This window comes from Streptomyces sp. ADI95-16 (genome assembly GCF_003721495.1).
Classification (GTDB): Bacteria; Actinomycetota; Actinomycetes; order Streptomycetales; family Streptomycetaceae; genus Streptomyces; species Streptomyces goshikiensis.
On sequence record NZ_CP033581.1, the window covers coordinates 2,113,839 to 2,132,683 of the forward strand.

Below are 18,845 nucleotides of genomic sequence, written 5' to 3' on the forward strand. Positions count from 1 at the left end.
TGGACCCCGATGAGACGCAGACCCCTACCCCCCGCGCCGCTCCCCCAGGTCGCCGGCATCGACCCGGTCCGGCTGCGGCTGCCCTCCGACCCGGACGGGCTCTGGCCGGACCTCGGCGCCTACCTCACCCATCGCTACGCCGGCACCCGCGGCGCCGAGACCATGCCCGGCCTGCTCCGCGCCGGCCGGGTCCTCGGTGTGGGAGGCCGCGTGCTGCGCCCGCAGGACCCGTACGAGCCGGGCAGCTACCTGTGGTTCCACCGGGACATGCCGCCCGAACCGGCGGTGCCCTTCCCCATCGGCGTCGTCTACCGCGACGAGCACCTCCTCGTCGCGGACAAGCCGCACTTCCTTGCGACCACCCCGCGCGGCAGCCACGTCACCCAGACCGCGCTGGCCCGGCTCCGCGACGAGCTGGACCTCCCCGCCCTCAGCCCCGCGCACCGGCTCGACCGGCTGACGGCCGGCCTGGTCATGTTCAGCATCCGCCCCGAGGACCGCGGCGCGTACCAGCTGCTCTTCCAGAACCGGCGGGTCGAGAAGCAGTACGAGGCCCTCGCGCCGCTGGATCCGGAACTCACCCTCCCGCGCACCCTGCGCAGCCGGATCGAGAAGACCCGCGGCGTCATCGCGGCGGCCGAGATCCCGGGCGGCGAGCCGAACGCCGAGACGCTGGTCGAACTCGCCGGGTCGAAGGGGGACACTGGCCGCTACCGGCTGACCCCGCACACCGGCCGCACCCACCAGCTGCGGGTGCACATGAACAGCCTGGGTCTGCCCATCCTCGGCGACCCCGTCTACCCGCAGGTCACCGACCCGGACCCGCTGGACTTCCGCCGGCCGCTGCAACTGCTCGCCCGGGTCCTGGAGTTCACCGACCCGATCACCGGGATCGCCCACCGCCTGGAGAGCCGGCGCACCCTGGAGGCCTGGGAAGACCCCACCGCCTGGGACGCCGGCCTCCAACCGGAAGACAGGCCCTAGCCGACGGAGCTGTAGGCCACCACACCGCGCAGCAGCGAGTCGACGGCCTTGCGGGCGTTCTTCGCCACCGTGCTGCCGGTCGAGGACGGCGGCGCGGCCGCGGCGATCTGCCCGAGCACGTCGATGACCTGCTTGCACCAGCGCACGAAGTCACCGGCCGGCATCTCCGCCTCGCGCAGCACCTCGTCCAGGCCCTTGTCGGAGGCCCACTGGTACGCCGCCCACGCGAAGCCGAGGTCCGGCTCGCGCTGGCCCACGCCCTCCGCCTGGTTGATGCCGTGTTCCTCCTCCAGCGCGTCGAGGCGGCCCCAGATCCGGACCATCTCGCCCAGCGCCACCTTCGCGGCCCCGTTCGGCACCTTCGGCGCGGCCGCGTCGTCGGACTGCCGCGCCTCGAACACCAACGCCGAGACACAAGAGGCCAGTTCGGCCGGGCTCAGGCCCTCCCAGACCCGCTCGCGCAGGCACTCCGACGCCAGCAGATCGAGCTCCCCGTACAGCCGGGCGAGCCGCTTGCCGTGCTCGGTGACCTCGTCCTCGCGCAGGTAGTCGAGCTCGGTGAGCAGCGCGTGGATCCGGTCGAAGGTGCGGGCGATGGTGTTCGTCCGGCCCTCGATGCGCCGCTCCAGCTGCTGGGTGTCCCGCTTGAGGCGGTGGTAGCGCTCCGCCCAGCGGGCGTGGTCCTCGCGCTCGTCGCACCCGTGGCACGGGTGCGCCCGCAGCTCGGCCCGCAGCCTGGCGATCTCACGGTCGTCGGCCGCGGCCGCCCGGCCGCGCTTGTGCCGGTCCGGCGCTATGTGCCCGGCCTTGGCGCGCAGTTGGGAGGCCAGGTCCCGACGCGACTGCGGCGAGCGCTGGTTGAAGGTCTTGGGGATCCGCATCCGCTCGATGGCCTCGACCGGAACCGGGAAGTCGATCGCGGCGAGCCGCTTGACCTGCCGCTCCGCGGTGAGCACCAGCGGGCGCGGGCCCTCGGTGTACTCCTGGCCTCGGTGCCCGTTGACCCGCCCGGCCGGCATGCCCGGATCCAGCACCAGCGCCAGCCCGGCGAACTTGCCGGTCGGCACGTGGATGATGTCTCCCGGCTTGAGCCGCTCCAGCGAACCGGCCGCCTGCGCCCGGCGCTGCGCCGCGCCCTGCTTCGCCAGATCGGTCTCGCGGTCCTTGAGGTCGCGGCGCAGCCGCGCGTACTCCGCGAAGTCCCCGAGGTGGCAGGTCATGCCCTGCTCGTAGCCCTCCAGGCCCTCCTCGTTGCGCTGCACCTGCTTGGAGATCCCGACGACCGAGCGGTCGGCCTGGAACTGCGCGAAGGAGGTCTCCAGCAGCTCGCGCGAACGGTGCCGCCCGAACATCTGGACCAGGTTCACGGCCATGTTGTACGAGGGCTTGAAGCTGGACCGCAGCGGATACGTACGGGTACCGGCGAGCCCGGCCAGACCCACCGGGTCCATGCCGCGCTGCCACAGCACCACCGCGTGGCCCTCGACGTCGATGCCGCGCCGCCCGGCCCGGCCGGTCAGCTGCGTGTACTCGCCGGGGGTGATGTCGGCGTGCTGCTCGCCGTTCCACTTGACCAGCTTCTCCAGGATCACCGTGCGCGCGGGCATGTTGATGCCCAGCGCCAGGGTCTCGGTCGCGAACACGGCCTTGACCAGGCCCCGGACGAAGAGCTCCTCCACGACCTCCTTGAAGGTCGGCAGCATGCCGGCGTGGTGCGCGGCGATGCCCCGCTCCAGGCCTTCGAGCCATTCGTAGTACCCGAGGACGTGCAGGTCCTCGGTGGGGATGGAGGCGGTCCGCTCCTCGACGATGCCGCGCACCTTCAGGCGCGCTTCCTCGTTGTTGAGCCGCAGGCCCGCGTACAGGCACTGCTGGACGGCGGCCTCGCAACCGGCGCGGCTGAAGATGAAGTTGATGGCGGGCAGCAGGTCGTCGTTGTCGAGGCGGGCGATCACCTCGGGACGGCTCGGCGTCCAGATCCGGCTGCGCGAGCGCCGCTCGCGCTCGCGGTCGGCCTCGCGGACCATCTTGCCGCGCCGCCGGTCCTTCGGGTTGTACGTGCGGCTGTTCTCCTCGCGCGCCATGCGCAGCAGATCGGGGTTGACCTCCCGGCGGGCGGAGCCGCGGCCGCCGTGGTCGGACTCCTCCTCGAAGAGGTCGTACACCCGCCGGCCGGCCATGACGTGCTGCCACAGCGGGACGGGCCGCTCCTCGGAGACGATCACGTCGGTGTCGCCGCGGACGGTGTCCAGCCAGTCGCCGAACTCCTCCGCGTTGGACACGGTGGCCGAGAGGGACACCAGGGTCACCGACTCGGGGAGGTGGATGATCACTTCCTCCCAGACGGCGCCGCGGAAGCGGTCGGAGAGGTAGTGCACCTCGTCCATCACCACGTAGCCGAGGCCGCGCAGCGCCTGGGAGCCCGCGTACAGCATGTTGCGGAGCACCTCGGTGGTCATGACGACCACGGGCGCGTCCCCGTTGACGCTGTTGTCGCCGGTCAGCAGGCCCACCTTGTCGGCGCCGTAGCGCTTGACGAGGTCGGCGAACTTCTGGTTCGACAGGGCCTTGATCGGCGTCGTGTAGAAGCACTTGCGGCCCTGCGCGAGCGCCAGGTGCACGGCGAACTCGCCGACGATGGTCTTGCCCGAGCCGGTCGGGGCGGCGACCAGCACGCCCTTGCCTGCCTCCAGTGCCTTGCAGGCCTCGACCTGGTACGGGTCCAGGTCGAATTCGTACATCTCGCGGAAGGGGGCCAGGGCAGAGGCCTCTTCCGCGGCGCGGATCCGGGCAGCGGCGTACCGCTCGGCGGGTGAGAGTTCTTCGGTCATCTTGTAGTCGAGCCTACCCGCCGCCTCTGACAACAGTCGCGATCTTTATTCAGGAGGCCTTTACCCGGAATCAGGGCATCAGAAGCCTCAGGGCGGCGGGTACGCACTCGGCGGTCACGGGCAGCGGCCCCATCGGCTCGCCGTCCGCGTAGGCGGTGCTCCCGGCCGCCTCCAGCGTCACCTTCCGGGCCCGGTGGACGGTCACCTTCGGGTGGCTGAGATGGGTGCCCCGGTAGACGCGCGGGAACACCCGCAGGAGGGTGGCGCGGGTGCAGTCGCCGACCACCGTGATGTCGAAGAGCCCGTCGTCGGGCACCGCGTCAGCGCAGATGCGCATGCCGCCGCCGTACGAGGATCCGTTGCCCACCGCCACCAGCGTGGCCTCGGTCTCGATGACGGGGCCGTCGTCCAGGGTGATCCGGTACGGGAAGGGGCGGAAGGCGGCCAGCTCCGCGATCATGGCCAGGTCGTACGTGAAGCGCCCCGCGGGCAGCCGCATCCGGTTGCCCCGGTCGTTGACGCGCGAGTCGAAGCCGGAACACAGCACCGTCCCGTACCAGGTCCCGGAGCCGGTCCCGCCGGCCCGGTCGACGCGGCCCAGGTCGATCTCCCGGATCCGGCCCTCCTTGAGGGCCTCGCCGGCCAGCCGCCCGGCCCGCTCGGGATCCCGTACGGGCAGCCCCATGGCCCGCGCGAAGTCGTTCCCGGTGCCCACGGCGATCACGCCGAGCGGCACCAGCGTGCCCGCGAGGGCCTGGAGGGCGAGGGAGACCATCCCGTCGCCGCCGACGGCGAGCACCGCGCCGGTGCCCTCACGGACGGCGGTGCGCAGCTGGGCCAGCGCGTCCCCGGCGTCCGCGCCGGAGACGGTCCGCACGCAGAAGCCGGCGGCCCGGAGCGCGGAAGCGGCCGGCTGCGCGACCCGCGCGCCCCGGCCGCGTCCCGCGGTGGGATTGACGAAGAGGGTGATCTCGGCGCTCACCCGCCGGAATCTGCCGGTCAGGTCGCGTCGTCGTAACCGTTGATCCGCTGGCGCCCGCCGTCGTCCTGTCCGGGCAGCGCGTTCGGGGCCGGTACGGATTCGACGCCGCCGATCGGCGCGGGGGTGAGGTCCAGGTCGGAGGCCTCGTCGTCGTCGAGACCGGCGTCGGGGTTGGCACGGCTGCGACGGCGGTCGTTCAGCAGGCAGATCCCGAGGGCCAGGAAGTACAGGGCGACGATCGGGGAGGCCAGCGTCAGCATGGTGAGCGGGTCGCCGGTCGGGGTGGCGAAGGCCGCGAAGATCGTGATGCCGAGGACCATGGCCCGCCACCAGCTGCCCAGCCGCTTGGCGCTGAGCACTCCCGTGAAGTTCAGCAGGACCAGCATCAGCGGCAGCTCGAACGCGAGGCCGAAGACCACGACCATGCGCGTGACCAGGTCGAGGTAGTCGTCGACCGGGAGCAGGTTCTTGACGTGGTCGGGGGTGAAGCCGAGGAGGATCTCCGCGGTCTGCGGCAGGATCTTGTACGCGAGCACCGCGCCGGCGAGGAACAGCGGAGCGCCGACCGCGACGAAGCTCAGCGCGTACTTCTTCTCGTTCTTGTGCAGGCCGGGGGCGGCGAAGGCCCACAGCTGGTACAGCCAGACCGGGGCGGAGAACACGACGCCCGCGGAGAGTCCGACCTTGAGCGCGATGGAGAAGGGCGCGGTCAGGCCGTTCGTCGTCATCTCGGCGCAGGGCGCGCCGTTGCGCTGGAGGGTCGCGCCGGGGGTACAGCCGACCGAGGAGAGCATCGGCTCCAGCAGGAAGTCGATGATCGGCCTGTAGTAGTAGGCCGCGACGACGGTGATCACCACGATCGCCAGGACCGACTTCAGCAGGCGGTTACGCAGCTCACGCAGGTGCTCGACCAGAGGCATCCGCCCTTCGGCGTCCTTCACCTTCTGGACCTTCTGGTCCTGCTTCCCCTGCTTGCGGGCAGACTTGAGCAACCCACGTCCCTTGTCTCGTTGCAGATGACTGGCGTGACCTCGGCCGTGTGGCCGGGCCGGGGTCAGCCCTGGGTGGTGCGGTTCGGCTCGCTGACGGGCCGGGAGCTGGTCACGTCACCGGGCGCGGCCTGGATGGTGCGCGGGGCGACGGGCTGCTGCGGGGCCTGGTCGGCGACCGGAGCGGCGGCGGCGTCCTCCGCCTCGCCGTCCTTCTTCATCGCCTTGGCCTCGCTCTTGAGGATGCGCGCCGACTTGCCCAGGGAGCGGGCCATCTCGGGGAGCTTCTTGGCGCCGAACAGCAGCACGATGACAGCGATGATCAGAAGGATCTCAAGGGGCTTCATATTGCCGATCATGTGTGTCTTCCTTCTCACCGAAACGGCTGGTTGTGGAGGCGGCGGCCGGGGATGGTGATCCTGTGACCGCCTTGCAAAGGATCGTAACCCCCAGGGGTTAACGTCCGGCAATCCCCTCGGGTACCGCAGGGGTCCGAGCGTACGGCCCCGGCCTCGCGGTTTCTACGGCCGTACGGCGTTGCCCGCCCGCGCCAGATCGGCCGCGGCGCGCTCCAGATCACCCGATGCGTCGGTGATCCGGCGGCTGGCGTCGGCGACCTGTCCGGACAGCCGCCGCACCTCCAGCCAGACCCGCAGGGCGAGGACGGAGAGGACGGCGACCCCCAGGAACCCGAGGGCAATTGCGAGCATCGGCCAGAGCATGGGACCGAGCCTAGGCCACCGGCCGCCTCAGAGGCTGCGCAGGGTGCTCACGCCGCCACCGGTCAGGAGTTCCACGATCCGCTCACCCGCCGGTTTCCGGACAGGCACCCCGCACGCGGGGCAGGTGAAGGAGTAGAACGTGGTGCGCCTGCTGCCGCCGATCACCAGGCGCAGCGCGCCCGCCGCGAGCTCGAAGCGGCCCCGGCAGTCGGGGCACCCCGCCTTGAAGGTGACGGGCCCCGCCGGCTGCCCCGCACCGGCCGGGCCCCGGCCGGCCGCGCCCCGGCCCGCGGTCCCCCTGTCGGCCGTCCCCCTGGCGGCCGTCAGCCCCGGCGTCCCATCCGTCGGCGACATCACTCGGCGCTCCCCTCGGCCCAGCTCTCCGTAACCAGCCCAGCTCTTCGTACCCGCCCCGCCCGGCGGCCGGCGGCCGCCAGCGGCAAGGGCTCAGACCTGTTCCCCGTACCCGGCGAGCGCCTCGCGCGCCGCCTGCCGGGCGGCGTCAGCCAGCTCCACCGGCGCCACGATCCGGCCCTCCCGGCCCAGCCGCAGCGCGAGCCGGCGCAGCGAGGCCGGGTCCGGGCTGCGCAGCGTGATCCGCAGGCCGCCCTCCGCGAGCTCCTCCGCGCTGTCGTGGGGGTAGTACTCCGCGACCCAGCGGCCGCCGGGACCCACCTCGACCACGACCTCCGGGTCCTCGGCGGCCGGCTGGACCAGCCCCTCGGACAGGTCGCGCGGCTCGATCGCGGGCGGCTCGGCCCGCTCGTCGAGCAGCCGGATTTCAGCCACCCGGTCGAGGCGGAAGGTGCGCCGCGCCTCCGAGAGGTGGCACCACCCCTCCAGGTACGTGTGACCCACGGTGAACAGCCGGATCGGGTCGACGGTGCGCTCGGTGAGCTCGTCGCGCGCGGGCGAGTAGTAGCGCAGCCACAGCCGCCGCCGCTCCGAAATGGCCCGGTCCACGTCCGCGAAGACCCCGCCCTCGGCCTCGAAGGTCACCGACAGCCGGGAGCTGGCCCCGGCCGCCTCGCCCGCGGCCGCCTCCAGCTTCGCGGTCGCCCGCAGCAGCGCGTCCCGGTCGCTCTCGCGCAGCCCGGGCAGCGTCGCCACCGCGCGGGCGGCCACCAGCAGCGCGGTCGCCTCGTCGGCCGCCAGCCGCAGCGGCTCGGCGGTGGACTCCCCCGAGGCGTCGGGGTTGCGCCACCAGATGCGCTCCCCGTCGGTGTCGATGTCGAGCAGGTCACCGCCGCGGAAGCTGGTCCCGCACATGGGCAGCACGTCGAGGTCCGAGATCAGCTCGTCCTCGGTGATCCCGAAGGCGCGCGCCACGTCGGCGACGTGCGCCCCGGGCCGCTCGCGCAGATAGGTCACCAAGGACAGCATCCGGCGGGTCTGGTCAATGGCGTTCGCGGCCATGCTGGTACGTCTCCCCCTCAGGGCGTAACTCACGGATCTTGCGCGGTCGGTGCGCGGTCGGTCGGGTCAGCCCTTGGCGACGGCGCGCAGCCGGTCCACCACGTCCGCCCGCAGACCGGCCGGCTCCAGGACCACCACGTCCGGCCCGAACTCCACCAGCCAGGCGTCCAGCCCGTGCCCGTACGGGATCTCCAGCTCGTCCCAGCCGTCCCCGCACTCGCGCACGGCGGTGGCCTTGGCCCGCAGCGGGTACCCCGCCCCGGGGCGCAGCCGGATCAGCGCGGAGCGGTCCGCGCCCTCCCCGGCCCAGCTCGCCACGGTCTCCCGTACGGTCACCACGTCCGGGACCTCGGCGGTGTACTTCGCCGCCCGCGAGCGGACCTTGCCGGTGATCCGGGAGAGCCGGAACACCCGCTCCGCCCCTCGGTCGCGGTCGAACCCGGCCAGGTACCAGTGGCCGCGCCAGCACTCCAGCGCCCACGGCTCGACCTGCCGCGCCTCGGGCCGCGCGGCCGTGGACTTGCGGTAGTCGAACACCACCGGCCGGCGGTCCCGGCAGGCCAGCATCAGCGGCTCGAACGCCGCCTCGTGGACCGGGATGCGCGGCTCGATGGCACTGTGCTGGCCCTCGTACGGGTCCCCCGCCTCCGGCATCCCGCCCGCGCGCAGCTTCTGCAGGGCGCCGCTGGCCGCGCCCGCCAGCCGGGCCTGCTGCCAGACCTTGGCCGCCAGCCCCAGGGCCGCGGCCTCCTCGGCGTCCAGCGAGACGGGCGGCAGCCGGTTGCTGTCCCGGCGGGCCAGGTAGCCGGTCTCGCCGTCCAGGTTCTCCACCGTCTCGATGACCAGGCCGAGTTCGCGCAGATCGTCCTTGTCCCGCTCGAACATGCGGTTGAAGGACTCGTCGTTGCCGGCTTCCAGGTAGGCCTCGATGGAGCCGCGCAGCTCCCGCTTGCTGAGCGGCCGGCGGGTCCCCAGCAGACACAGCGCCAGATTCATCAGCCGCTCGGCCTTGGCAATCGCCATCGACGCCCTTCCGCCCTTCTCGACGTACACCCGAATGGACACACTCGTGACCGTTGACCGTACCGCCCCGGCGGTCGGGGACAAAAGCGAGGGCCCCTGCCTCACGGCAGGGGCCCCACGGCTGTCACAGCCCGACGGTCAGGCCGCCATCAGGTCGCAGACGAAGATCAGCGTCTCGCCCGGGGCGATCGCCTTGCCCGCGCCGCGGTCGCCGTAGGCGAGGTGCGCGGGGATCGTCAGCTTGCGGCGGCCGCCGACCTTCATGCCCTGGACACCCTTGTCCCAGCCGGCGATGACCTGGCCGACACCGAGCTGGAACTGCAGCGCGGAGCCGCGGTTCCAGGAGGCGTCGAACTCCTCGCCGGTGGAGAAGGCCACGCCCACGTAGTGGACGGAGACCCTGGAACCGGCCTTGGCCTCGGCGCCGTCGCCCAGCCAGATGTCCTCGATCACGAGGTCGGCGGGAACCGGGCCCTCGGGGAAGTCGATCTCGGGCTTTTCGAGCTTGTCGCTCACGGAACTGCTCCTCATACGTACGAACCGGTCAAGTGGAACGGAACAGTCTTACACTGCTCCGACGATGTCGACGACGAACACCAGGGTGGAGTTGGCCGGCAGGTCCTCACCCTTGGCCTGGTCCTTGTACGCCTGCCCCGGCGGGATCACCAGCAGCACGCGGCTGCCGACCTTCTTGCCCACCAGGCCCTTGTCCCAACCCTCGATGACCTGACCCTCACCGATCTTCGTCGAGAACGGAGCACCGGTCTTCCAGGACGTGTCGAACAGCTTCGCCGCGTCCTTGCCCTGGTTCGGCGCCCACGCCGCACCGCTGTACTGCATGTACACGGTCTGGCCGTTCTTGACCTCCGGGCCCTTGCCCTCGATCAGGACCTTGTCGACCAGCTCCTTCGGAGGGTCGCTCTTCGGGACCGTGATCGTGGCGGCCTCGTCCTTGTCCGCCTTCACCTGCGGCAGCTCCGACGGGATCGGCGCCTGCGTGCCCTCGGCCTTCTTCGGCATGACCGAGTCCAGGTCCAGGACGAAGATCAGGTTGTCGGTCGGGCCGACACCCAGCTGCGGCTGGCCCTGCGCACCGAACGCGGCCGCCGGCGGCGCGACGACCAGCACCCGGCTGCCGATCTTCTTGCCCAGCACCGCCTCGCTGAACATCGGGACGATCGTCGGCGAACCGGCCGGGACGACGAGCGGCGAGCCGTCCTTGTCATAGGACCCGGCCAGCTCCTTGCCGTCCTTCCAGATCTTGCCCGTGTACTTCGTGACGACGAGATCGTCCTTCTTGACCTCGGGGCCCGTGCCCTCCTTGAGCGTGTTCACCACGAACTTGCCGCTCGGCTCGCCCTTCGGCGCGGTGATCTCCGCCTTCTGGCCCACCTCGCCCTTCACCGCCGGCATCGGGTCAGCGGACGCGACCGCCTTCGGCACGTCCGGCTGGGAGGGGCTGGCCGACGGGGACGCGTCCTTCTTCTTCCCGGAGTCGTCGCCCCCTCCGCAGGCCGCGGTGAGCATCAGAGCCGGCACGATGAGCGCGGCAGCAAGTCGGCGTCGCACAGTGGTCCTCAGGGTCGCTGGAATGGTCCGTCCTAGCGGCCCACTCTACGGCCAACCCCCTCCGCGACAAGGCCGTGGCGTGCGAAAAGCCCCGTACACCACCGTGCACGGGGCCCTTCCACACCACGGCCCGACGCGGCATCACATGCCGGCGATGAGCTTCTCCACCCGGTCGTCCACCGACCGGAACGGGTCCTTGCACAGCACCGTGCGCTGCGCCTGGTCATTCAGCTTCAGGTGCACCCAGTCCACCGTGAAGTCCCGGCGCTGCTCCTGCGCCCGGCGGATGAAGTCACCGCGCAACCGCGCCCGGGTCGTCTGCGGGGGCACCGACTTGCCCTCGAAGATCTTCAGGTCGTTGCAGATCCGCGCCGCCTGCCCCTTGCGCTCCAGCAGGTAGTACAGACCGCGCCGACGGTGGATGTCGTGATAGGCGAGGTCTATCTGGGCGACCCGCGGGTTCGACATCGTCATGTCGTGCTTGGCCCGGTACCGCTCGATCAGCTGGTACTTCATGACCCAGTCGATCTCCGTGCCGATCCGGTCCAGGTCCTCCGACTCGATCGAGTCGAGGGTACGGCCCCACAGCTCCAGCACCTGGTCCACGACACCCGTACGGATGCCCCGGCGCTCGGCGAAGTCCACCGCCTTGTCGTAGTACTCCCGCTGGATCTCCAGCGCCGAGGCCTCGCGGCCACTGGCGAGGCGCACCTTGCGCTGGCCCGTGATGTCGTGACTGACCTCGCGGATCGCCCGGATCGGGTTCTCCAGGGTCAGGTCCCGCATCACCGTGCCCGCCTCGATCATGCGCAGCACCAGGTCGGTGGCACCGACCTTCAGCAGCATGGTCGTCTCGGACATGTTCGAGTCGCCGACGATCACGTGCAGACGCCGGTAGCGCTCCGCGTCCGCGTGCGGCTCGTCCCGCGTGTTGATGATCGGCCGGGACCGGGTCGTCGCCGAGCTGACGCCCTCCCAGATGTGCTCCGCCCGCTGGCTGACGCAGTAGACCGCGCCCCGCGGAGTCTGCAGCACCTTGCCCGCGCCGCAGATCAACTGCCGCGTGACAAGGAACGGAATGAGGATGTCCGCCAGGCGGGAGAATTCTCCGTGCCGCGCCACGAGGTAGTTCTCGTGGCAGCCGTACGAATTGCCCGCCGAGTCGGTGTTGTTCTTGAAGAGGTAGACGTCGCCCGCGATTCCCTCCTCGTGCAGGCGGCGTTCGGCGTCGACGAGCAGGCCTTCGAGAATGCGCTCGCCGGCCTTGTCGTGAGTGACCAGTTCGGTCAGGTTGTCGCATTCCGGTGTCGCGTATTCCGGATGCGAACCCACGTCGAGGTAGAGGCGGGCGCCGTTCCGCAGGAAGACATTGCTGCTGCGGCCCCATGACACAACACGGCGGAAGAGGTAGCGCGCCACTTCGTCAGGAGACAGTCGGCGCTGTCCCCTGAACGTGCACGTGACGCCGTACTCGTTCTCCAGCCCGAAAATGCGGCGGTCCATGACTGAACATTACGCCTTCTGCCCTCTTCTGAAACCGGGTTCGCGGGCGCGGTTCGATCAGATTCCCCACGAGCAGGCGAGAACCCGCCGGAAGAGCGCCGGAAAGCCGCCGCAACACGCACGGTCCGACACCTGTGCATACCCGGCCGGCCCCCCGCCGAAAACCCCTCCCCCGCCTCAGCCCTGACCCGCGGGGACATCCGCCGGCGCCGGCGCCGCACCGGAACCCGCCACCGCCCGCCCCGGAGCCACCACCGCCAGCACCCGCTGAGTGGCCATCAGGACCAGCAGCGCCGCCGCCCCGCCGACGCTCGCCACCCCGAAGCCCGCCGCCGTACCACCCAGTTCCACCACGGGCCCCGCCGCCGCCGTACCGATCGCCGCACCCACCCCGAAGAACGTCACCAGCCAGGAGAACGCCTCCGTCACCGTGCCCGCCGGAGCGTGCCGATCCACCACGATGAACGCGCACGCGATCGCCGGAGCCAGGAACACCCCCGCCAGCGCCGCCAGCGCCGTCATCGCCACCGGCCCCGGCACCAGCATCAGCGGCAGGTAACACACCGCCAGCAGCGCCACCAGCAGCCGCAGCCGCCGCTCCGGCGCCCCCGCCCACTGCCGGGCGCCGTACGCCACGCCGCCGGCCAGCGCGCCCAGACCCAGCGCCGCCATCAGCCACCCGTACACCGCCTGACCCCCGTGGTCATCGGCGTACGCCACCCCCGCCACCGTGATCGAACCCAGTGCCGTCCCCACGAAGAAGAACGCCCCCAGCAGCGCCAGCAGACCCCGGGAACGCAGCGCCCCCAGCCAGTGCGCCTCGCGCGGCGCCGACCGCCACGCCCGCGAAGGCTCCGAAACCACCACCGACAGCGCGCCCAGCACCCCGATCGCGTTGAGCGCCAGCAGCGCCCCGGCCGGCGACCACACCGCGACGAACAGCGTCACCAGCAGCGGGCCCACCGTGAACATGACCTCCTGCGCCACCGCGTCCATCGCGTACGCCTGGTGCACCCGCTCCTCACGGCCGCCCAGCACGCTCGGCCACAGGGCCCGCAGCCCGCCCTCCAGCGGCGGCGTGAACAACCCCGCGATCACCACGGCCGCGTACGCCACCGCGACCGACCCGGTGCCCGACAGCGCCAGCCACACCATGCCCAGCGCCGAGACCAGCGCCGCCGGCAGCTGCACCCGCGGCTGCCCGTACAGGTCCACGGCCCGCCCCAGCAGCGGCTGGCCCACCGCGTTGGCCACCCCGTACGCGGCGGCCAGCGCCCCCGCGAGGCTGTAGCTGCCGCCCTCGGCCCGCGTGAACAGCACGATCGCGATCGGCGCGGTGCCGTTCGGCAGCCGGCCGATCAGCGTGCCCACCAGCAGCCTCGCGGCGTGCCGGGTCCTGAGCAGTTCCGCGTATCCCGCGGCCATGTCCGCCCCCTTCCGCCCGGATCCCACCGGGGTAATACGTATAACTTGACTCGTCATACGTACCATGTCCGCAGCACGGGGGTCCACCCCGCGCACCCCGCCCCACCCCGCGACCTCGCACTTCAGGAGCCCCCTGTGACGAGACCCACCAGCCGCGACGTCGCCACCGCCGCCGGAGTCTCCCAGGCCACCGTCTCCCTCGTCCTCGGCGACAAATGGCGCGGCCGCGTCTCCGAACGCACCGCCGCCCTCGTCCGCGAAGCCGCCACCCACCTCGGCTACCGCCCCAACCTCGCCGCCCGCAACCTCCGCCTCGGCAGCACCCGCACCGCCCTCCTCGTCGTCCCCGCCCTCACCAACGAGTTCTTCGCCCGCGTCTACACCGGCGCCGCCCGCATCGCCGCCGAACACGGCTTCGGCGTCGTCCTCTACCCCTCCCCCGACGGCACCGGACCCGCCCGCGACCCCTTCGCCTCCGCCCGCGCCGCCCTCGACGGAGTCATCGCCTCCTCCATGGCCGCCGGCGCCCTCGACGCCATCGGCGGATCCGACCTCCCCCTCGTCATGCTCGACAGCGACCCCACCGCCGGCCGCGCCGCCGCCCACGTCAACCTCGCCATGGCCGAAGGCATGCGCCAAACCGCCGAACACCTCCTCGGCCTCGGCCACCGGCGCGTCCTGCACCTCGCCTCCGCCGTCGACTCCTGGACCTTCGACATCCGCGCCGAAGCCCTGGCCGCCCTCCTCGGCCCCCACGCCGAACTGCGCACCACCCGGTCCGCCCTCACCGTGGACGGCGCCCGTACGGCCACCGAGAGGGCCCTGACGGCCCCCCACGACCGCCCCACCGCCATCGTCTGCGACGACGACATCCTCGCCGCCGGCGCCTGCAAGGCCGCCCGCCGCCTCGGCCTGCGCATCCCCGAAGACCTCTCCGTCACCGGCTTCGACGACCTCGCCCTCGCCACCGCCGTCGACCCCGAACTCACCACCGTCCACCTCCCCGCCGAACGCGTCGGAGAACAGGGCATGACCGCCCTCCTCTCCGTCCTCGACGGCACCCCCTGGACCGCCCCCGACATCCCCGTCCACCTCGTCGTCCGCGACTCCACGGGCCCCGCACCCAGCTGAAACCCACAACCCCCTGAACGCGAAAAGGCCCCGACCCGCCCCACAGGGACGGACCGGGGCACCCCCCGTACGACGACCTACTCGGAATCCTCGGGCTCTTCGTCGTTCGACACGGCATCCGCCTGAGCCGCCGCCGGAACATCCGCCTCCAGCAACCGCGCCAGCTGCCGGCCCCGGATCCGCTTGAACTTCCGCTGCTGCGCCCGCGTCCGGTCCAGCACCGCGACCTCCAGCCGCTCCGCCGGAATCGCCTTGTCCGCACCGTTCGCCTGGCTCGACAGCGCCTGCACCGCCAGCTTCAGCGCCTCGGACAGGGTCATCCCGTCCTGATGCCGCTGATCCAGGAACGTACTGATCTGCTCCGCGTTCCCGCCCACCGCGACCGAGCCGTGCTCGTCCACGATCGAACCGTCGTGCGGCAGCCGGTAGATCTGGTCACCCGCGGCGGTCGTACCGACCTCCGCCACCACCAGCTCCACCTCGTACGGCTTCTCGCCCGCGCTGGAGAAGATCGTGCCCAGCGTCTGCGCGTAGACGTTCGCGAGCCCACGGGCCGTCACATCGTCACGGTCGTAGGTGTATCCGCGCAGATCCGCGTAGCGCACACCACCGATCCGCAGGTTCTCGTACTCGTTGTACTTGCCGGCGGCCGCGAAGCCGATCCGGTCGTAGATCTCGCTGAACTTGTGCAGGGCGCGGGACGGGTTCTCGCCGACGAACACGATGCCGTCGGCATACTGCAGCACGACAAGGCTGCGACCGCGGGCGATGCCCTTCCGGGCGTATTCCGCCCGGTCGGCCATGGCCTGCTGGGGTGAGACGTAGAACGGAGTCGACACCGGCTGTCCGTCCCTTTCTTCTGGGGCCTACAGGGCGACGGATGGTCAGAGCAGGGCGGCGCGCGGGCCGTCCGGCTGCTCCAGGCGACGGTTGGTGACCGTACGGGCGAGCTCCTGCGACTCCTCGTCGCTGAGCCTGCGGAATCCCTCGTCCGTGATGACGGTGACGATCGGGTAGATGTGGCGGTAGAGGTCCGGGCCACCGGTCGCCGAGTCGTCGTCGGCCGCGTCGTACAGCGCCTGCACGACCAGGGTGGTGGCCTGCTCCTCCGTCAGGTCGGGACGGTACAGCTTCTTCATGGAGCCGCGCGCGAAGATCGAGCCGGAACCGGTGGCGGCGAAGCCGTGCTCCTCGGAGCGGCCGCCGGTCACGTCGTAGGAGAAGATCCGGCCCTTCTCCTTGCCCTCGTCCCAGCCGGCGAACAGCGGCACGACCGCCAGCCCCTGCATCGCCATCCCGAGATTGCTCCGGATCATGGTGGACAGCCGGTTCGCCTTGCCCTCCAGGCTCAGCGTCGCCCCCTCCACCTTCTCGAAGTGCTCCAGCTCCAGCTGGAACAGCTTCACCATCTCCACGGCCAGGCCGGCCGTACCGGCGATCCCCACCGCGGAGTACTCGTCGGCGGGGAACACCTTCTCGATGTCCCGCTGCGCGATCATGTTCCCCATGGTCGCCCGCCGGTCACCGGCGAGCACGACCCCGCCGGGGAAGGTGGTGGCGACGATGGTCGTCCCGTGCGGCGCCTCGATGACACCCTCGGGCAGCTTCCGGTTCCCCGGCAGCAGCTCGGGCGAGTGCGCCCCGAGGAAGTCCATGAAGGACGAGGACCCCGGCGTCAGGAAGGCTGCCGGTAGACGCCCTGTGCTACGAGTGTTGGCTTCCACAGGTTTCCTTCCACGTAAGCGGCTGCACGCCTTATGACGTCCGGCCGATCCTTGAACTGCCCCAGCGCCGCGTTGCAGCTGAAGCACAGTACGCCTCGGACCTTACCCGTCTGATGATCGTGATCCACGTGCTCCGCGGGAGCCGTTCGGCAGAGCAAGCAGTTCCCGCCTTGCGCGGCGATCATCCCGTCGCGCTCGGCTTCGGTGATGCCGTATTTGCGTTTGAAGTAGCTGGCACGGTTGCGCTGCGCCCGACAGACACGGCAATAGCTGGCCCACCCGTCGGATGACGTCTTGTTCGGCTCCCATTCCGAGTAGGGCTTGATCTCCTCGCACTGGGGGCACCGCTTGTGGCCGGACGGCACGACGACCCTCGCCCGCACCGTCCGCCCCTTCGCTTCCTGGCGCACCCGGTGCTGCTCCGCCTGACACGCTCGGCAGTACGCCTGCAAGCCGTCCTTCATCGACCGATTGGCCGCGAATTCAGCCCGGGGCTTGCGCGTCTTGCAACGCGAGCAGCGCTTCGCCCCGTCGACAACGTCCATCCCCCACCCCCACACCCACCTTCAATTCGAAGGTGAATGCCCTTATTCGCCACCCTTTTGCACGAAGGACCTCACGAAATCCTCAGCATTCTCCTCCAAGACATCGTCAATCTCGTCCAGAACGGAGTCGACGTCGTCGGAGAGCTTTTCCTGTCGTTCCTTGAGGTCGGAGCTCGCCTCGGCGGTCGTCTCCTCGACCTCCTCGGTCGAGCGCGTCGCCTTCTGCTGTCCGCCGCCGGTGTCCTTGGTCGCCATGTCTACCTCACCCCGCTCGGTTCGCACGCTCATGTCGAGAGACCCCGGGTTCGGGATCTCCCAAGATCAGACCCTATGTCGGACCCTACAAGGAGGGTCCGACATTTGTACCCGCACTTTCGCAATGTGCGGCTGCCTTCATGATTCCCGGACCGGGGGCTTTTCAGCCCCCGCCCGGGATTCGGAATGGGCTCAGTTTCCGGACAGGACCCGGACCAGGTCCTCCGCCGTGCGGCAGCGGTCCAGGAGCTCCTTCACGTGGTTGCGGGTGCCCCGCAGCGGCTCCAGCGTCGGCACCCGCTGGAGCGAGTCACGGCCCGGGAGGTCGAAGATCACCGAGTCCCACGAGGCCGCCGCCACGTCGTCCGCGTACTGCTCCAGGCACCGGCCCCGGAAGTACGCCCGGGTGTCCTCCGGAGGCTTGCTCACGGCCCGCTCGACCGCCGCCTCGTCCACCAGCCGCTTCATCTTGCCGCGGGCCACCAGACGGTTGTACAGCCCCTTCTCGGGCCGTACGTCCGCGTACTGGAGGTCGACCAGGTGCAGCCGCGCCGCGTCCCAGTCCAGCCCGTCCCGCCGGCGGTAGCCCTCCAGGATCTCCCGCTTCGCGATCCAGTCCAGCTCCCCCGAAAGGCTCATCGGGTCGCTCTCCAGCCGGCCCAGCACGTCCTCCCACCGGGCGAGTACGTCCTTGGTCTGGTCGTCCGCGTCGGCCCCGAAGCGCTCGTCCACGTACTTCCTGGCCAGCTCGAAGTACTCCATCTGGAGTTGTACGGCGGTCAGCGTGCGGCCGCTGCGGAGCGTGATCAGGTGGTGCAGGTCGGGGTCGTGGGAGACCTGGTGCAGGGTGCGCACCGGCTGGTCCACGGCGAGGTCCACGTTGATGAACTGGTCTTCGATCATGGAGAGGACCAGCGCCGTCGTGCCGAGCTTCAGGTACGTCGAGATCTCGGAGAGGTTGGCGTCGCCGATGATCACGTGCAGCCTGCGGTACTTCTCGGCGTCGGAGTGGGGTTCGTCGCGGGTGTTGATGATGGGGCGCTTGAGGGTGGTCTCCAGGCCGACCTCGACCTCGAAGTAGTCGGCGCGCTGGCTGATCTGGAAGCCGTGCTCGCGTCCGTCCTGTCCGATGCCGATGCGGCCCGCTCCGGTGACGACCTGGCGCGAGACGAAGAAGGGGGTCAGGTGGCGCACGATCTCCGAGAAGGGGGTTTCCCGCTTCATCAGGTAGTTCTCGTGCGTGCCGTAGGAGGCGCCCTTGTTGTCGGTGTTGTTCTTGTAGAGGTGGATCGGCTGGGCGCCGGGCAGCTGGGCTGCGCGGACGGCCGCCTCGGCCATGATCCGTTCGCCGGCCTTGTCCCAGAGCACGGCGTCGAGCGGATTGGTGATCTCCGGCGAGCTGTACTCGGGGTGCGCGTGGTCGACGTAGAGCCGTGCGCCGTTGGTGAGGATGACGTTGGCGAGGCCGATGTCCTCGTCGGTGAGCTGGCTGTTGTCGGCGGCCTCGCGGGCGAGGTCGAAGCCGCGGGCGTCCCGCAGCGGATTCTCCTCCTCGAAGTCCCAGCGGGCGCGTCGCGCCCGGTGCATCGCCGCCGCGTAGGCGTTGACGATCTGGGATGAGGTGAGCATGGCATTGGCGTTCGGGTGCCCGGGGACGGAGATCCCGTACTCCGTCTCGATCCCCATTACTCGCCGTACGGTCATGCGGCCCTCCTTGCCCGGCGGCGCTCCCGTTCGGGAGCGGCG

The 18,845-nt window shown here is 70.9% G+C and carries 19 protein-coding genes; 2 read left to right on the top strand and 17 right to left on the bottom strand.

The window, feature by feature from the left end:
• Positions 1–9: 9 nt before the first annotated feature.
• Positions 10–984, top strand: a complete 975-nt coding sequence (locus tag EES41_RS09110) for an RluA family pseudouridine synthase (RefSeq protein WP_123077132.1) — start codon at positions 10–12, stop codon at positions 982–984.
• Here the strand turns inward: EES41_RS09110 and EES41_RS09115 are convergent.
• The 12 genes from EES41_RS09115 to EES41_RS09170 all read right to left on the bottom strand — a co-directional run bounded on the left by EES41_RS09115 (position 981) and on the right by EES41_RS09170 (position 13,444).
• A complete protein-coding gene (locus EES41_RS09115; protein ID WP_123077134.1) occupies positions 981–3,815 on the bottom strand; it encodes an RNA helicase in 2,835 nt (944 codons plus the stop codon). The genes EES41_RS09110 and EES41_RS09115 overlap by 4 nt on opposite strands.
• Positions 3,816–3,885: 70 nt before the next feature.
• Entirely contained in the window at positions 3,886–4,797 is a 912-nt protein-coding gene (locus EES41_RS09120) for a diacylglycerol kinase (protein WP_123077136.1), read from the bottom strand.
• A 17-nt stretch (positions 4,798–4,814) separates the two neighbouring features.
• Entirely contained in the window at positions 4,815–5,789 is a 975-nt protein-coding gene (gene tatC, locus EES41_RS09125; RefSeq protein ID WP_073774661.1) for a twin-arginine translocase subunit TatC, read from the bottom strand.
• 62 nt (positions 5,790–5,851) lie between these two features.
• On the bottom strand, positions 5,852–6,145 hold the full coding sequence (gene tatA, locus EES41_RS09130) for a Sec-independent protein translocase subunit TatA (RefSeq protein WP_123077138.1): 294 nt from the start codon (positions 6,143–6,145) through the stop codon (positions 5,852–5,854).
• A 162-nt stretch (positions 6,146–6,307) separates the two neighbouring features.
• Entirely contained in the window at positions 6,308–6,508 is a 201-nt protein-coding gene (locus EES41_RS09135; RefSeq protein WP_008741904.1) for a hypothetical protein, read from the bottom strand.
• Positions 6,509–6,535: 27 nt separating this feature from the next.
• On the bottom strand, positions 6,536–6,862 hold the full coding sequence (locus EES41_RS09140) for a hypothetical protein (RefSeq protein ID WP_254211386.1): 327 nt from the start codon (positions 6,860–6,862) through the stop codon (positions 6,536–6,538).
• Positions 6,863–6,955: 93 nt separating this feature from the next.
• Complete coding sequence (locus EES41_RS09145) at positions 6,956–7,924, bottom strand: YafY family protein (RefSeq protein ID WP_008741906.1); 969 nt, start codon at positions 7,922–7,924, stop codon at positions 6,956–6,958.
• Between the two features lie 66 nt (positions 7,925–7,990).
• Complete coding sequence (locus EES41_RS09150) at positions 7,991–8,947, bottom strand: YafY family protein (protein ID WP_123077142.1); 957 nt, start codon at positions 8,945–8,947, stop codon at positions 7,991–7,993.
• Between the two features lie 138 nt (positions 8,948–9,085).
• On the bottom strand, positions 9,086–9,478 hold the full coding sequence (locus EES41_RS09155; RefSeq protein ID WP_123077144.1) for an FKBP-type peptidyl-prolyl cis-trans isomerase: 393 nt from the start codon (positions 9,476–9,478) through the stop codon (positions 9,086–9,088).
• 33 nt (positions 9,479–9,511) lie between these two features.
• On the bottom strand, positions 9,512–10,516 hold the full coding sequence (locus EES41_RS09160; protein ID WP_123077146.1) for an FKBP-type peptidyl-prolyl cis-trans isomerase: 1,005 nt from the start codon (positions 10,514–10,516) through the stop codon (positions 9,512–9,514).
• Between the two features lie 141 nt (positions 10,517–10,657).
• Positions 10,658–12,019, bottom strand: coding sequence for a Pup--protein ligase (pafA, locus tag EES41_RS09165; RefSeq protein WP_008741910.1), 1,362 nt, complete (start codon positions 12,017–12,019; stop codon positions 10,658–10,660).
• 177 nt (positions 12,020–12,196) lie between these two features.
• Positions 12,197–13,444, bottom strand: a complete 1,248-nt coding sequence (locus tag EES41_RS09170; RefSeq protein ID WP_123077148.1) for an MFS transporter — start codon at positions 13,442–13,444, stop codon at positions 12,197–12,199.
• Between the two features lie 135 nt (positions 13,445–13,579).
• On the opposite strand from EES41_RS09170, the gene EES41_RS09175 reads away from it, so the two are divergent.
• Positions 13,580–14,575, top strand: coding sequence for a LacI family DNA-binding transcriptional regulator (locus tag EES41_RS09175; protein ID WP_123077150.1), 996 nt, complete (start codon positions 13,580–13,582; stop codon positions 14,573–14,575).
• 77 nt (positions 14,576–14,652) lie between these two features.
• Here the strand turns inward: EES41_RS09175 and prcA are convergent, their stop codons facing one another.
• From prcA to dop, 5 genes are all read right to left on the bottom strand, one after another.
• Positions 14,653–15,414: a proteasome subunit alpha gene (prcA, locus tag EES41_RS09180; RefSeq protein ID WP_008741914.1), complete on the bottom strand. Its 762-nt coding sequence runs from the start codon at positions 15,412–15,414 to the stop codon at positions 14,653–14,655.
• A 45-nt stretch (positions 15,415–15,459) separates the two neighbouring features.
• A complete protein-coding gene (gene prcB, locus EES41_RS09185; protein ID WP_123077152.1) occupies positions 15,460–16,299 on the bottom strand; it encodes a proteasome subunit beta in 840 nt (279 codons plus the stop codon).
• On the bottom strand, positions 16,251–16,844 hold the full coding sequence (locus tag EES41_RS09190) for an endonuclease VII domain-containing protein (RefSeq protein WP_123082358.1): 594 nt from the start codon (positions 16,842–16,844) through the stop codon (positions 16,251–16,253). The genes prcB and EES41_RS09190 overlap by 49 nt, the downstream gene beginning before the upstream one ends.
• A gap of 42 nt (positions 16,845–16,886) precedes the next feature.
• On the bottom strand, positions 16,887–17,099 hold the full coding sequence (locus EES41_RS09195) for a ubiquitin-like protein Pup (protein WP_030759619.1): 213 nt from the start codon (positions 17,097–17,099) through the stop codon (positions 16,887–16,889).
• Positions 17,100–17,291: 192 nt separating this feature from the next.
• A complete protein-coding gene (dop, locus tag EES41_RS09200) occupies positions 17,292–18,803 on the bottom strand; it encodes a depupylase/deamidase Dop (RefSeq protein ID WP_123077154.1) in 1,512 nt (503 codons plus the stop codon).
• Positions 18,804–18,845: the final 42 nt, after the last annotated feature.